Annotated in this window: 12 protein-coding genes; 5 read left to right on the plus strand and 7 right to left on the minus strand. The window is 67.4% G+C overall.

Annotation, left to right across the window (positions count from 1 at the left end; all coding sequences use genetic code 11):
- The 4 genes from kduD to GGQ90_RS20470 form a co-directional block, all read left to right on the plus strand.
- Positions 1-738, plus strand: a 738-nt coding sequence (gene kduD / locus GGQ90_RS20455; RefSeq protein WP_188083737.1) for a 2-dehydro-3-deoxy-D-gluconate 5-dehydrogenase KduD, incomplete at its 5' end; no start/stop codon positions are given.
- A 93-nt stretch (positions 739-831) separates the two neighbouring features.
- Entirely contained in the window at positions 832-3228 is a 2397-nt protein-coding gene (locus GGQ90_RS20460) for a beta-galactosidase (protein ID WP_188083738.1), read from the plus strand.
- Positions 3225-4436: a glycosyl hydrolase 53 family protein gene (locus GGQ90_RS20465; protein WP_188083739.1), complete on the plus strand. Its 1212-nt coding sequence runs from the start codon at positions 3225-3227 to the stop codon at positions 4434-4436. The genes GGQ90_RS20460 and GGQ90_RS20465 overlap by 4 nt, the downstream gene beginning before the upstream one ends.
- Positions 4436-5389 (plus strand): glycoside hydrolase family 43 protein, encoded by a 954-nt coding sequence (locus GGQ90_RS20470; protein WP_188083740.1) that lies wholly within the window; start codon positions 4436-4438, stop codon positions 5387-5389. The genes GGQ90_RS20465 and GGQ90_RS20470 overlap by 1 nt, the downstream gene beginning before the upstream one ends.
- Here GGQ90_RS20470 and GGQ90_RS20475 read toward each other — a convergent pair.
- The 7 genes from GGQ90_RS20475 to GGQ90_RS20505 all read right to left on the minus strand — a co-directional run bounded on the left by GGQ90_RS20475 (position 5345) and on the right by GGQ90_RS20505 (position 13763).
- Complete coding sequence (locus GGQ90_RS20475; RefSeq protein WP_188083799.1) at positions 5345-6760, minus strand: efflux transporter outer membrane subunit; 1416 nt, start codon at positions 6758-6760, stop codon at positions 5345-5347. The genes GGQ90_RS20470 and GGQ90_RS20475 overlap by 45 nt on opposite strands.
- A gap of 34 nt (positions 6761-6794) precedes the next feature.
- A complete protein-coding gene (locus tag GGQ90_RS20480; RefSeq protein WP_188083741.1) occupies positions 6795-7697 on the minus strand; it encodes an efflux RND transporter periplasmic adaptor subunit in 903 nt (300 codons plus the stop codon).
- Positions 7694-7909, minus strand: coding sequence for a DUF1656 domain-containing protein (locus GGQ90_RS20485; RefSeq protein WP_004209328.1), 216 nt, complete (start codon positions 7907-7909; stop codon positions 7694-7696). Before GGQ90_RS20485 ends, GGQ90_RS20480 begins: the two co-directional genes overlap by 4 nt.
- The gene (locus GGQ90_RS20490; protein WP_188083742.1) at positions 7906-9996 is read right to left on the minus strand and encodes an FUSC family protein; all 2091 of its coding nucleotides are present in this window, start codon (positions 9994-9996) and stop codon (positions 7906-7908) included. Before GGQ90_RS20490 ends, GGQ90_RS20485 begins: the two co-directional genes overlap by 4 nt.
- Complete coding sequence (locus GGQ90_RS20495) at positions 9993-10442, minus strand: MarR family transcriptional regulator (RefSeq protein WP_188083743.1); 450 nt, start codon at positions 10440-10442, stop codon at positions 9993-9995. The genes GGQ90_RS20490 and GGQ90_RS20495 overlap by 4 nt, the downstream gene beginning before the upstream one ends.
- Positions 10443-10545: 103 nt before the next feature.
- Positions 10546-10848 carry a hypothetical protein gene (locus tag GGQ90_RS20500; RefSeq protein ID WP_004209325.1) on the minus strand — a complete coding sequence of 101 codons (303 nt, stop codon included), beginning with the start codon at positions 10846-10848 and terminating at the stop codon, positions 10546-10548.
- A gap of 23 nt (positions 10849-10871) precedes the next feature.
- On the minus strand, positions 10872-13763 hold the full coding sequence (locus GGQ90_RS20505) for a M16 family metallopeptidase (protein ID WP_188083744.1): 2892 nt from the start codon (positions 13761-13763) through the stop codon (positions 10872-10874).
- A 186-nt stretch (positions 13764-13949) separates the two neighbouring features.
- Between GGQ90_RS20505 and GGQ90_RS20510 the strand changes: the two genes are divergently transcribed.
- On the plus strand, positions 13950-15617 hold the full coding sequence (locus GGQ90_RS20510; protein ID WP_188083745.1) for a M28 family metallopeptidase: 1668 nt from the start codon (positions 13950-13952) through the stop codon (positions 15615-15617).

The following is a 15617-nucleotide window of genomic DNA, read 5'->3' on the forward strand; positions in this document are numbered from 1 at the left end:
CTTGGCGGCAGGCGTGCCATCGTCACCGGCGCCAATACCGGCATCGGCCAGGCGATCGCGCTGTCGCTGGCGGCGGCCGGCGCCGACATCGCGGCAGTCGGCCGCACCCCGGCGGAAGAGACCGTCGAGAAGGTCCGGGCGCTCGGCCGCAAGGCTGAGATCGTCTCGGCCGATCTTTCCAGCATCGAACCGGTGCAGCGCGTCGTCGACGAGACGATCGAGAAGCTGGGCGGCCTCGACATCCTCATCAACAATGCGGGCATCATCCGCCGCGCCGACAGCGTCGACTTCACCGAGGAAGACTGGGACGCGGTGATCGACACGAACCTTAAGTCGACCTTCTTCCTGGCCCAGGCGGCCGGGCGGCACATGCTGCGCCAAGGCTCGGGCAAGATCGTCAACATCGCCTCGCTGCTGTCCTTCCAGGGCGGCATCCGCGTGCCGAGCTATACCGCGTCCAAGAGCGGCGTCGCCGGTCTGACCAAGCTGCTGGCGAACGAGTGGGCGGCCAAGGGCGTCAACGTCAATGCGATCGCGCCGGGCTATATCGCCACCAACAACACCGCCGCGCTGCAGGCCGACGAAACCCGCAACCGACAGATCCAGGAACGCATCCCGGCCGGCCGCTGGGGCGACGCGAGCGACATTGGCGGCGCCGCCGTGTTCCTGGCGTCGCCGGCGGCCAACTATATCCATGGCCATGTCCTGGCCGTCGATGGCGGCTGGCTGGCCCGCTGATATCCCGTCCTGCGCCCATTCCTTAAGGGCGGGCGCAGGACAACCCCGACCCAAGAGGAGGGCTCAGCCTCCCGACCCATCACAGGAGGACGGATGCCCGATATCGACCGGCGCACGGCGCTCACTGCCACGGGCCTTGCCGGCCTGGGCCTCGCCCTTCCCGCCGATGCCCTGGCCCAGACGGCCAACAGCCTGGACGCGCGCAAGCCGGGCCTGCCGCTCAAGTCCGGCCATCTCCATATGGGCACCGGCGCCGGGCCGCAGGGGCGGATCGGCATCACCAATCTCTATCTGACCCGCGACGACCGGCCCTGGCTGCCGGTGATGGGCGAATTTCACTTCACCCGCTTCCCGAGCACCTATTGGGAAGAGGAATTGCTGAAGATGAAGGCGGCGGGGGTCGGCATCGTCGCCTCCTATGTGCTGTGGAACCATATCGAACTGGCGCCCGGCACGATCGACTGGACCGGCGATCGCGATATCGGGCGCTTCGTGCGGCTCTGTGCCAAACATGACCTGCTCTTTTTCCTGCGGCCCGGCCCCTGGGGCCATGCCGAGGCGCGCTTTGGCGGCATCCCCGACTGGATCGCCGGCAGCACCCGCACGCGCAGCAACGACCCCGCCTATATGGCACAGGTCGAGCACTTCTGGCGTGGGCTGCACGACCAGCTCAAGGGGCTGATGTGGAAGGATGGTGGGCCGATCGTCGGCATGCAGGTCGAGAATGAATATAATCTGGGCGGCCCCGGCCAGGGCCGGGAGCATATCGCGGCGCTGAAGGCGCTGGCGCTGCGGATCGGCTTCGACGTGCCGCTCTATACCGTGACCGGATGGGACCAGACCGTCTATCCCAAGGGCGAGGTGGTGCCGGTGCATGGCGGCTATCCCGACGAACCCTGGTCGGCGAAAACGGTAAAGCTGCCGCCCAAGGAAAATTACCTGTTCCGCTTCGACAGCCGGGTGAGCGGCGACCTGGGCGCGCAGACGCGCGGCGGGCGGCGCGGCGACGCCGACAGCGACATGGAAGATACGCCTTTCCTGGGCGCGGAATATGGCGGCGGCGTGCCGGTCATGTATCGGCGGCGGCCCTTGTTGCAGCCGGCCGACGTGGCGGCGGCGGTGACGACGCAGGTCGGGTCGGGCGTCAATCTGCTGGGCTATTATATGTTTCATGGCGGTGCGAACCCTATGGCGAACGGGCGCATGCTGGAGGAAACGCAGCGGTCGGGCGGCTATAATGACTGCCCGGCGATCGGCTATGATTTCCAGGCGCCGATCGGCCAATATGGCGAGGTCAATCCGGTGAGCGCGGCGCTGCGTCCGCTCCATTATTTCCTGGCCGAATATGGCGAGACGCTGGCGCCGATGACGGTGCATGCGCCGGCCGTGCTGCCGGCCGACAAGGATGACCTGAAGACGCTGCGCTGGGCGGTGCGGGCGAAGGGCGACGGCGGCTTCCTGTTCGTCAACAATCATGTCCGCCAATATGGCACGGAGGCGCATCCCGGCACGCAGTTCAGCGTGACCTTGGCCGGCGGCCCGGTTCGCCTGCCAAGCCGGCCGGTGACGATCGCGCCGGGGGACAATTTCTTCTGGCCGATCGGCATGGACCTGGACGGGGTGCGGCTCGACTGGGCGACGGCGCAGCCGGTGACGCGCATCGCCGACAGGGACGGGCCGATCCATGTGATGGCGGCCTGCCTGCCCGGTCCGGTGGAGCTGGCCTTCCCGGCGGGAACGAAGGTCGATGCGCCGGCGCGCAGCGAGGGCGGGCGGGTGATCGTGCAGGTGCCGCCATCCGCGACGCGGCCGGTGCGGGTGACCGGCGCGGACGGGCGATCGGTGCGGCTGCTGCTCATCGACCGGGACGCAGCGCGGCGCATCTGGGTCGGCGAGATCGGTGGCGAGCGGCGCGTGGTGCTGAGCACGGCGGATGCGCTGTTCGGGCCGGACGGGCTGGAGCTGCGCCAGCGGGGCGAGGCACGTTTCGCCTGGCAGATATTGCCCGGCAAGGCGGCGATGATGACGGCGAAGGCGACAGCTATCGCGCCCCTGCCCTTCAGCCAAACGCGCGAGGCCGGCACGGCGCCGCCGATCGAGATTGGCGGGCCGGCCAAGGCGGCGATGCAGCCTTTGCCCGAGGCGCACAAGGCGGCGGCCGCCTTTAGCTTCACCATTCCCAGAGATGTTCTGGCCGAGGGCGGCGACGCCTTTCTTGAGATCGACTGGCGCGGCGATATCGGTCGGCTGTTCGATGGCCCCGACATGCTGGACGATGCCTATTGGGACGGGCGGGTCTGGCGGATCGGCCTCAAGCGCTTTGCCGCGCGGCTGGGACGGCCCTGGACGCTGACGGTGATGCCGCTGCGCGCCGACGCGCCCATCTATCTGGACGATCTGGCGCGGGCCAAGCTGCCGGCGGGGGCACAGGTCGCGACGCTGGCGACGCTGCGCATCGTCCCGGAATATCGCATGGAGGTGAAGGCATGAAGGGGATCACGCGTCGCGGCACATTCGGCCTTGCCGCCCTGCCCCTGCTGGCCCGGCCGGCGCTGGCAGCCGGGGGGAAAAGTGGCGCGCGGCCCGGCCCCTATCTGATCGGCGCCGATGTGAGCTGGGTGCCCGAGGATGAGGCGGCGGGTGCGCGCTATTTCGTGGACGGGGTGCAGAAAGACCCGGTCCTGATCCTGCGCGATGCCGGGTTCAACGCGATCCGGCTGCGCATCTTCGTCGATCCGGCCAAGGGCTATTCCAGGCGGGAACCGGACAAGGGCTGGGCCGGCCTCGCCCAGACGGTGAAGCTGGGCAAGCGGGTGCGCGACGCCGGCATGGGGCTGGTGCTGAGTTTCCATTATAGCGACACATGGGCCGACCCGGAGCATCAGGGCGTGCCGGCGGCCTGGGCCGGCCATGACCTGCCGGCGCTGGCCAAGGCGGTCGAAGCACATACCCATGACGTGCTGGTGGCGATGCGGGCGGGCGGCGCGCCGGTCGACATGGCGGTGATCGGCAATGAGACGAGCTTCGGCATGTTGTGGCCCCATGGCCGGGTGAAGCTGTCGACGTCGACCGGCAATCCGGTGACCGATGCCAATCATGCCAGGGTCGGTGACGTCGGCGGGTTCGACGGCTTTGCCGCATTGCTGCGGGCGGGGATCGCCGGCGCGCGCCGGGCCGAACCGGCAGTCGCGATCCAGGTGCATAATCATCTGGGCCGGCACTGGCCGATCGTGCGCGAATGGACCGATGCGCTGATCGCGCGGCAGGTAGATTTCGATGTGGTCGGCTTTTCCTGCTACCAGCAGCGGGCGCAGGGCGACTGGGCCACGACCTTCAGCGAATATGTGAAGCGCTATCCCGACAAGGGGCTGCTGGTCGCCGAATATTCGAGCCGCAAGCGTTACATCAACGATCTGGTCCATGCCCTGCCCGGCAAGCATGGCTGGGGCACGTTCATCTGGGAGCCGATCCGGCACCAGGAGGCGATTTTCGACCAGGACGGGCATAATGCCGGCGAAGGGGCCAAGCCCGACCTGATCAGCCAGGGGCTCAACGGCGCAGAGGCGCCGGGCGGCCTGGCCTCGCAAAAGCCAGCCGCACCCAAGCCCGAACCGACCGGGCCGATGGGCCATGGCGGCGACTATGTCGCCAATGCGCTGCTCGACCTCTACCCGCAAATGGCCAAGGATTATCGCTGATGAGACGGCGCGACTTTACGCTGGGACTGGGCGCGCTGGCGCTGGCCGGATGCGCCACCCGATCGGTGGCGCGCGTCGACGACCTGCTGGTCTTCGCCTATTTCACCACCGGCAAGGGCGAGGCCGATGGGCTCAAACTGGCGGTGAGCGAGGATGGCTTTGCCTTTCGCACGCTGGCGGGCGGGCGCAGCCTGCTGGTGCCGCAGGTGGGCGAGAAGAAGCTGATGCGCGATCCGTATCTGTTCGAGGACAAGGGCGTCTATCATCTGCTGTGGACCACCGCCTGGGAAGGGGTGACGATCGGCCATGCGACCAGCCGCGATCTGGTCCACTGGTCGCCGCAGCGCGCCATCCCGGTCATGCAGGACGTGCCCGGCACCCGCAATTGCTGGGCGCCCGAGGCGGTGCGCGATCCGGCGACCGGGCGCCATATCCTGTTCTGGTCGAGCACGGTGGAGGGCCGCTTCACCGAGACGGCAGGGACATCGGAATCGGGCTATAATCATCGGCTCTGGTCGGTCAGCACCAGCGATTTCGAGACGTTCAGCGCGCCCGCGCCGCTTTATGATCCCGGCTTCAGCGTGATCGACGGGACGTTCGCGCAGGCGCCAGGCGGCGGCCTATACCTGATCGTCAAGGACGAGACGGTGCAGCCGCCGCACAAATGGCTGCAGGTGGCCAAGGCGGACAGCCCCACCGGGCCGTTCGGCCCCTTGTCGCCGCCCTTTTCGCCCGGCTGGGTCGAGGGGCCGATGAGCGCGCAGGTCGGCGATGCGCTGGTCTGCTATTATGACGTCTACAAGGAAGGTCGCTGGGGCGCGGCGATGACGCGCGACCCAGATTTGCATGGGGCGACGTGGACCGACGTCAGCGCGCGCCTGACCATGCCGGCCGGCGCGCGCCATGGGTCATTGCTGCGCGTTCCCCGCGCTTTGGTTGCCGGCATCGTCTGAGGTCCAGCCGCCGCCCAACGCCAGGAAGATGGCGATCTGGTCCTGCACCAGCTGGACGCGGGCGGCAGCAGCCGAGGATTCGGCGCTGGCGAGGCTGCGCTGGGTATCGAGCAGGTCGAGGAAATCGCTGCGGCCGAAGCGGAACAGCTTGTTCGCCTGCCCCGCCGAGACATTGGCGCTGTCGCGTGCGCGATCGAGCGCGGCGGCCTTTTCGGCGTCGCGGCGATAGGTTTCGAGCGCGGTTTCGGTCTGGCGCAGCGCTTCCAGCACGCTGCCGTCGAAGCTGGCGAGATCGGCCTGCACCTGGGCATCGGCCTGGGCGATCCGGGCCTTCACTACCGGACGATTGGGGAAGGTCCAGCTGATGAGCGGACCGAGGCTGAAGCCGAAGGCGGAGCCGGAGCCGAAATCCTTGAGCGGGCCGGACAGGCCGACCGAACCGCCGATGCTGACCTGCGGATAGAGATCGGCCATGGCGACGCCCAGGGTCGCCGTGTCGGAGGCGATCATGCGTTCGGCCTGACGGATGTCCGGGCGGCGGCGGATCAGCGCGGTGCCATCGCCCACCGGCAGCGGCGCACCGAGCGACGGCAGGGTGGCGCACCCCTCCACATCCTTGGGATAATCGGCCGGCGGACGGCCGAGCAGGGTGGCGAGCAGATAGAGGCCGCTCTGGCGCTGCGCCTCATAGACCGGCAGCGTCGCCTCGCTCTGGTCCACCGCCGCCTGGGCGCGGCTGACGTCGAAGGCGGTGCCGCGACCGCCCTTGAACAGGCGCTGGGTGGCGTTCAGCGTATCGCGCTGAAGCGAGACGACCCGGCGATTGACGCCGAGCGCATAATTGGCGGCGCAGACCTGGGCATAGGCCCTGGCGGTGGCGGCGGCCACGCTGACGCGGACATAGTCGCGCGCGGCGGTCACCGCCTCGACATTGGCGCCGCTCGATTCGATCGCGCGGCGGATACGGCCGTTGAGATCGAGCGGATAGGCGGCGCTGAGGCCGAAATCATAGCTGACCGAGCCGGGCAGATGCTGGGTCACGCCCGAGGGCCGCGCCAGCGTTTCGCCGCCGCTGATCGTGGTGCTGATCTGGCGCCCTGCCTCGGTCTCGCGCAGCACGGCCTCCGCCGCGGTCAGATTGGCATTGGCGACGCGCAGGTCGGTATTGGCGGCCAGTGCTTCGGCGATCAGCGCGTCGAGCCGGGGATCATTATAGAGTTTCCACCAATGGTCGGGCAGGTCGGCATTGCTGAAGCCTGCGCCCTGCGCCGACTGGAAGGCGCCCTGCGCGCCCGGTGCGGTCGCGGCGGAATGTTCGGGCGGATGATAGTCCGGCCCGGCGGTGGCGCAGGCGCTGAGCGCCAGTGCCATCAAGGATGTGGCCAGCCCTTTCAGATGTGGCCCCTTACGCATGGCGGCAGCTTCCCGGCTTGGCATCCTTCTTCGCCGGCTCGACCGTGACCGTGGCGGTACGGCCGGAGATCAGCGTGATATTGGCCGGGACATTGGTGAGCTTCACCCGAACCGGGATGCGCTGGGCAAGGCGAACCCAGGAGAAGGTCGGCTCCACCGTGGGCAGGAGATTGCCGGAATCGCTGCGGGTCGAGTCATTGATACCATAGGCAATGCTTTCGACCTTGCCGTGCAGATCCTGCTTCTCGCCCATCAGGCGGACGGTGACCGGCGCGCCGATGCAGACCAGCGGCAGCTTGGTCTCCTCGAAATAGCCCTCGACCCGCAGGCTGTCGCTGTCGATCAGCGCCATCGCCTGGGTGCCGGCGGCCAGATAGTCGCCGGGGTGCAGATCGAGATTGGTGACAACGCCATTCACTGAGGCGCGGACCTGGGTGCGCTTGAGGTTCAAGGCGGCGGCGTCACGCGCGCTCCGCGCCTCGGCCAGCGCGGCCTGCGCCGTGGCGACGCGGGCGACATTCTGCTCATGGCTTTCCTTGGCGACGAGATCGCCCAGCGCCAGATCGCGGGTCGCCTCTCGCCGGGCCTGACCGAGCGTGGCCTGGGCGCTGGCGATCTGCGCCTCCGCCTGTTCCAGCGCCAGTGCATAGCGCGGCGTGTCGATGACGAAGAGCAGGTCGCCCGCCTTCACCTGCTGATTGTCGCGCACCGCGACCGAGGTGACGAGGCCGCCGATATCGGGCGTCACACGCACCACATCGGCGCGCACGCGGCCGTCGCGGGTCCAGGGGCTGCGCTCATAATGGTTCCACATCCACACCGCGACGATGACGGCGAGGATGACGATGATGATGGTGGCGGCGCTGCGGATCAGCGTCCCGGTCAGGCGGTTCATAGGCGGATTCCCAGCATCGGAACGAGAATGGACAGGCCCCCGAGCGTCAGCACGAACAGGCTGAGGTCGACGAGTGCCCGATAGGCAAGAAAGCGGTAGAGGCCGAACGCCGCGATCAGGCGGGTCAGGCCATAGGTGAGGATCAGCGCGGCCAGCGCCAGCGCCAGCAGCGTGGGGAAGAAGACCCCGTCGATGGACAATTCGCCGGTCATGCGGGGCCTCCGGTCAATTTTGGCATGTGATAGCCGGCGCTGTCGGCGAACAGATTACGCCGCAGGCTGACCAGCGCCAAGATCGCATCGCGGCGGACCGAGGCCGCCGGATTGGCGGCGAGGTCGCCGATCGCGCTGTCGATATCGTCGAGCAGGGCGGGGTCGGCCGATGCCGGCGCATCGGGATCGAGCCGGCGATAATGGTCGGCCACGCCGCCCAGCACCCGGCCGAGCGGGGCGCCTTCGTCGAAAGGGAGATCGACGCGGAGCTGGCGCAATTCGCCGATGGCGACACCCGTGCGCAGGTCGCGCAGCGCATCGTAGAGCGGCTTGCCGCTGTCGGTGCGCATGGCGGCGAGACGCGGGGCGAGCAGCGCGATGCGGTCGAGCATCCGGTTGATCCAGCCGCGCACGTCGGGCTGGGTCATGAGATTGGCGCGGGCGGCGATATCGGCCCAGCCGGCGCGCACGGTACGGCGCACGGCGCGCTCCACCCCGGCCGATTGCAGCAGGCCGGCCATGATGATCGCGAACCAGATGCCGACCAGCTGTGCCACCGAACCGTTCACATAGGAGGCAAAGGCACTGACATAGGAACTGGAGAGCAGCACCGGGCTGCCGAGGCCGAGCAGGGTCGGGAGCGCAATGCCCATCCAGCGCGGCGAGGCCATCATCGCGCCCAACACCAGCAGCGGCGGCGCATAGGCGAGGGCCAGCATGGCGAAACCGTCGAGCCGGGGCATGATGGCATAGCCATAGAGGGCGCCGAGGAAGGTGGCGATGATCGTGCCGATCATGAAGCCCTTGAGCGGGGCGAGCGGATTGTCCGATGCGGAGAAGAGGGCGAGGAAGACACCGGCCAGCATCACCGCGCTGCCGCCGTCATGCCAGCCGCTGCCGATCCATAATGCGCAGCCGATCGTCACCGTCATGAAGGCAGCGAAGGCGCCGCGCGCCGCCCCGGCATAATCGCGATGCAGTTCGCGGTTGCGACGCCCCTCCAGCAGTTCGGCGACGCGCGGCGTCACCGGGCTGCGGCTGTGGGTCAGCATCTGGTCGAACAGATCGCGGCAGTCGCGATGCACGGCGATCAGCGTGCCGAGCCGGGAATAGAGGCTGAGCCGCATCATGCCGGCCCAGTCCATATCGCTGTCGGCCGCCGGTTCCAGCGCGGCGCAGCGGTCGATCAGCGCCTGGGCGCCGGCGGCGCGGGTGGCGCTGTCGGTGCCGGGATGATCGAGCCAGTCGCGCGCATCGGCGATCAACTGTTCGACCTGGGCCGGGACGATACCGCCATTGGCCTGTTTCAGCATCGCCAGCCGATCCTCCACCGCGGCACCGAGCGGCAGCAGCAGCGAGAGCTGGTCCTGCATCGCGCGCACGGTGCGGACGCGCGGCGCGAGGCGGCTGATGTCGAAGGGCAGGTGGATCGACATCTGGTGCAGTTCGGTGACGTCCTGCGCCAGGCGGCGGCGTTCGGCATCGAGACCAGGCACCGGATCGGTCGCGATCGCGTCGCGCGACCAGCGTTCGGCGTCGCGCAGCATGGCTTCGACGCGGGCGAAGAGGTTGCCGGTAATCGAGCCGGGCAGGACGACGCCATGGACGATGCTGCCGCAGGCGATGCCGATCCAGATTTCCTGCACGCGCAGGGTGGCGACGGTGAAGATGGTCTGGGGCGAGTCGACATCGGGGAAGACGATCAGGCAGGCGCTGTAGCCGGCCAGCACGAACATGTAGGAGCGCGGCGTGCGATCGAGCAGCGAGACGAAGACGCAGAGCGCCAGCCAGAGCGCCATGGCGAGCGTCAGCAGTTCGGGCGAATTGACCAAGGGCGGGACGATCGCAACCGAGAAGGCGGCGCCGACGATGGTGCCGATGGCGCGGAAGATAGCCTTGGAAATCACCGCGCCGGCGAGCGGCTGGGCGACGATATAGGAGGTGAGAAAGGCCCAATAGGGGCGTTCCAGGCCAATGCTGAGCGCGACATAAAGCGCCAGCATCGCCGCCAGGAAACATTTGACGGAGAACAGCGCGGCGGGAACGCCGAGGCGCTCGCTCCAGGCTGACAAAGCGGCCTTTTTCATGACTGGCCCCGGCGCTCCCCGATACGGCGTCGCAGCAGGTCTAACAGATTGACGGCGGTCTCGATATCCGCCTCTGGCACACCATCGAGCAGGTCGTTGCGCATGTTGCTGAGCCGCGTTTCGATGCGGCCGACAAGGTCGCGGCCGGAGGTGGTGAGCGACAGGCAGTTGGACCGGCGATCCTCGGGATTGGGGGTGCGCTCGATCAGGGCCGCGGCCTGAAGATGGTCGAGGGTGCGGACCAGCGAAGGCTGGGTGATGCCCAGCACGTCGGCCAGTTCGATCTGGCGCACATCGGCGCCCAGCCGGTCGAGATAGAGAAGACACCAGCCGGCGGAATTGGAGACGCCAAATTCGGCCAGGGTGGAATCGGCAAGCTGGCGCCACAGGCGCGCGATCTGCGGCATATTATGCGCCAGGGCGCGCTGAAGTTCGGTCCGATTCACGAACGCTTAGATAGCTAACTAATTTTATAGTGCAACGGGTCGGCCATGAATTTTTGGTAATGTCGGCTGCGGCCCGGCGTGAACCGGGCCGCAACTGATTGGGTCAAGCCCGGCGCGTGCCGGTGAAGGGCGCGGCGCCGAAGGCACCGAGCTGCATCGTGCCGGTCAGGCTTTCGCCGGTGATTTCGGCTTCACATTCCAGCGTCATCGGCATGGGGATGGTCATTTCCATCTTCCATGTGAGCTTGTTGCCGGCGACCACGCCATCCTTGACGTCGAGCGAACCCATCATGCCGGCAAAGGTGCCGTTGAAACGGTCGCCCGTGCTGATCACGGTGAACACGCCGGTCTGTTCGCCCAGCGGGGTCTTTGCCACGCAATCATAGGCACCATCCACTGCAGCCATCTCACTTCTCCTTTACGTTAGCGTCAATCAGCCAATGTGCCCATTTCCACCGGCAGGCCGACCGCGTCAAGCTGGGGCTTCACCAATTTCGCATCGCCGACCACGACCCAGATCAGTCGATCGGGATTGATCGCCGCGCGCGCGGCCTGATCCATCAGCGCCGCGGTGATGGCGCGATAGGTGGCCGGCAGGGTGGCGTAATAATCGTCGGGCCGGCCGAGCAGATTGTTGCGCATCATCGCCGAGAGCAGGTCGGACGAGGTTTCGAAGCTGCCGGGCAGCGACAGGATCTGGCCATTGATCGTCTGGTCGCGCTCCGCCTGGGTCGTGCCCTTGCTGGTCAGGAAATCCTTGATGTCCTGGCGCGCGGCGATGATCGATTCGCCGGTCTTGTCGGTCTGGACCGGGGCATAGACAAGCAGCGGAATGGTTTCCTTGACGCCGGGCATGCCGGTGCCCGCGCCATAGGCCCAGCCCTTCGCCTCGCGCAGGTCCATGGTCAGGCGCGAGGTGGTGCTGCCGCCCAGCACCTCGTTCGCGGTGATGAGGGTGACCGGATTGTCGGTGCCCGACTTGTTGGTGAGCTGGCCGGCGAGGATCATCGACTGCGGGCTTTGCGGCTTGTCGATGAGGACGATGCGCGCCGGGCGCATCATGCGGTCCATGCGGAACAGCTTGGCGCCCTTGGCCACGGCCGGGGCTTTCCAGTCGCCGAAGCGCTTTTCGAGCAGCGGCAGCAGTTCGGCCAGCGTCGTGTCGCCGGTGGCGAAGATGGTCGCATTGTCCGGGCGCATCCATGTGTCATGGAAGGCGACCAGATCGGCGCGCGTCACCGCCTTCACCCCGCTTTCGGTGCCCGAACCGGTGAAGGGAATGCCATAGGGATGGGCCTGGCCATAGAGCATCGGCGGCAGCATGCGCTGGGCGATCGCCATGGGCTGGGTCTTTTCCGATGCGATGCGGGTCAGCATCTGGCTGCGCAGCCGTTCCACTTCCTTGGGATCGAAGGCCGGGTTGCGGATGATGTCGGCGAGCAGGCCGAGCGAGGCGTCGAGATTGGGCTTGAGCGCATAGAGGCCGACATTGGTGGCATCCATGCTGTTGGCCGCGCTGATGCCGGCACCAAGCCGTTCCTGCTCCTCGGAAATCTGCACCGAATTGCGGCTGGTGGTGCCTTCGTCGAGCAGGGCGGTGGTGAGCGCGGCAGTGCCGAGCTTCTGCCGGTTGTCGGCGGCATTGCCCGCGTCGAAGGCGACCGAGACCTTCACCACCGGCACGGTGGCGCGGCGCGAGAAGACGACCGACATGCCGTTCGACAGCTTGGCGCGCTCGACCGGCGGGAAGACCAGATCCTTGACCGGCTCGATCGGCGGCTCGGCAACCTTGGTCGGCGGCGGCGGCGTGCCCGCCTTGGGCGCCGGGCCATTGGGATCGCGGAAATGGGCGGGATGCATGGTGGCGCTGCCCGAGGGCGCATTGCCAGCGAGCGCATTATCCTGCGCCGAGCGTTCGCCCGGCGACACGGTCAGGCGAAAGACCGGGCGGCCCAGCCATTTGCGCGCGGCGGCCGATACGCTGGCGGGCGTCGCGGCGGCATAGAGGGCGAGATCCTTCTTATATTTGCCCGGATCGTCGGAATAGACCGCGCCTTCGGCCAGGGTCACCGCCTTGCCGGAGAAGCCGCCGACCTTTTCGAGGCCGCCGATCGTGCCCGACAGTTGCTGGGTCGCGGCGCGCAACACCTCGTCCGCGCTCGGCCCCTTGGCGAGATAGTCGGCGAGCAGCGCGTCGAGCCGCTTGCCCACGGCGACCGGATCCTGGCCCGGCTTCACGTCGACGGTGATTTCGACCATCGACAGCTTCTCGAACGGCTGGATGCTGGCCTTGACCGCGACCGCCACCTTCTCGTCGCGGACCAGGATATTGTCGAGGCGCGAGGAGCCGAGGCCGCCGAACACCGAGAGAGCAAGGTCGAGCTGCTGCAGGTCGGGCGAGTTGACGCCGGGGACGATCCAGTTGCGGTAGAGGCGGGTGGCAGCGACATTGTCGTGCATCACCTTTTCCACATCCTTGTCGAGCGTCGGCACGGTCGCGTCGACATCCTGCGGCGCCGGGCCGGAGGCAATATTGCCGAACCATTTTTCGACCTTGGCCTTGGCGGTCGGCACGTCGATGTCGCCGGCCAGCACCAGCGTGGCGTTGTTGGGGCCATAGTGAGTCTTGAACCAGCTCTGGACGTCGGCGAGGCTGGCCGCGTTCAGATCCGCCATCGAGCCGATGGTCGAGTGGCGATAGGGATGGCCTTCGGGCAGCATGCCGGCGAGCTGGGCATATTCGACCAGGCCATAGGGCTCATTCTCGCCCATGCGCTTTTCATTCTGGACGACGCCGCGCTGGGCATCGAGCTTGGTCTGGGTCACGGCGCCGAGCAGATGGCCCATGCGGTCGGATTCCAGGAACAGCGCGCGATCGAGCGCGCCGGTCGGCACCGTCTCGAAATAATTGGTGCGGTCGAACCAGGTCGTGCCGTTCCAGTCGGTGGCGCCGATATCTTCCAGACGGCCGAAGAAGGGACCGTCGGCATTTTCCGAGCCGTAGAACATCAGATGTTCAAACAGATGGGCAAAGCCGGTCTTGCCGGCAGGCTCGAAGCGCGAGCCGACATGATACCAGACCGAGACGGCGACGATCGGCGCCTTGCGATCGGTATGGACGATGACCCGCAGACCGTTGGGCAGGCGAAATTCCTGATAGGGGATGTCCACGGCTGACACGAGGCTGGAGAGCGGCGCGGGCGCGGCGGCGGCGGCGGCGGTGGCCGGCGCGGCCTGCGCGACGGAGCCAAGCGGCGCGAAGGCAAGCGCGGACAGGCCGAGCATCAGGGGAAGCCGGCGGGACATGCGGGTAAGGATCATGAAGACCTCTAGGACAGGAGGGCAGTCGATACGGCCGGAACGAACCCCGCCGCGATGGCGCGCAGCATAGCGGGGCGTGATAGCGGCGCAATACGCATGATATCGACAAGCGGAGGCTGGACAGCGACGGGGTGCAGCGGCAAGTCTGCGCGCCATCATCCATAGAGACGGAAAGTCCCCGATCCCATGAAACGCCTGGCCCTGCTGGCCGCCACCGCCGCCCTTGTGCTGCCCGCCACCCTGCCCGCTCAAACAGCAACGCCGGCCGCAGCCGATGCGCCGACCTTCTCGGCCGCCGCTGTGCGCGCCCATGTCGAATTTCTGGCCGACGACCTGCTGAAAGGGCGCGACACTGGCAGCGAAGGCCATGAAATCGCTGCCCGCTATGTCGCCAGCCAGTTCGATGGCCTGGGCCTCAAGCCCGCCGGCGACAATGGAAGCTGGCTGCAGCGCATCGGCTTCCAGAAGACCGAGCGCGCCAGGACGCCGGGCACGCTGACCGTCACCGGTCCGGCCGGCACCAAAAGCTTCACCCATGCCGGCGATGTCCTCATCGGCATGAACGCGGCCGAGCCCAAGCTGGACGTGTCGGCCCCGCTGGTGTTCGTGGGCTATGGCCTGGAAAATGCGCGGCTCGGCCTCAACGACTATGCCGGGCTGGACGTGAAGGGGAAGATCGTCGTCACCCTGCGCGGCTATCCCAAGGGACTGCCGAGCGAGGAAGGCGCGCATCTGTCCGCCACCAAGGGCAAGATCGCCGAGGCGCATGGCGCGATCGGCATGCTCTCGATCGGCACCCTCCAGTCGATGAAGGCCCGCCCCTGGAACCGCATGGTCCAGTTCGCCGATGAGCCCGACTTCACCTGGGTCTCGCCCGAGGGCGTGCCGTTCGACGCCGCCCCCGGCATCCGGGTCGGTGCCAGCCTGGACGACGCAGCGGCGCAGGCGGTGTTCGCCGGCGCGCCGACCAGCATCGCCGCGATCCGAAAGGTCGCCGACAAGGCCGGCGGCAAGCCCAAGGGCTTTGCACTCAAGTCGACTGCCCAGATCCAGGTCGAAAGCGTCAGCGAGCGGGTGACCAGCCCCAATGTCGTCGCCATCCTGCCCGGCAGCGACCCCAAGCTTAAGCAAGAATATGTCGTCCTGTCGGCGCATCTCGACCATATCGGCATCAGCCCGGAGAAGCCCGGCGACAAGCCGGATGCCGACCGCATCAACAATGGCGCGCTGGACAATGGCGCCGGCATCGCGACCATGCTGGAAGTAGCGCGTGCCATGGCGCAGTCGCCCAACAAGCCGCGCCGGTCGATCGTCTTCCTCGCCTCCACCGGCGAAGAGAAGGGCCTGCTGGGCGCGGACTATTATGCCCGCCATCCCACCGTTCCGGGCAAGCAGATCGTCGGCAATGTCGACCTCGACATGCCGCTGCTGCTCTATCCTTTCACCGACGTGATCGCGTTCGGCGCCGACCATTCGACCCTGGGGCCAATCGTCGCCAAGGCGGTCGCGCCGATGGGGATCAAGCTGGCTGCCGACCCGATGCCGCAGGAAACCATCTTCGTGCGATCGGACCATTATATGTTCGTGAAGCAGGGCGTGCCCGCCGTCTTCCTGGCGACCGGCTATGCCAATGGCGGCGAGAAGGCCTGGGGCGAGTTTCTGAGCGGCGCCTATCACCATCCCGGCGACGACATGACGCAGAAGATCGACTGGGATGCGGGCGCCCGCTTTGCCGAGGCAAATTATCGCATTGCCCGGGTCATGACCGATAGCGACACCCCGCCGCAATGGTACAAGGCGGACTTCTTCGGCGACCTGTTCGCACCGGAAGCGGCCAAGGCGCCCAAGCAGTAA

This window comes from Sphingobium scionense, from assembly GCF_014197035.1.
GTDB classification, from domain to species: Bacteria; Pseudomonadota; Alphaproteobacteria; order Sphingomonadales; family Sphingomonadaceae; genus Sphingobium; species Sphingobium scionense.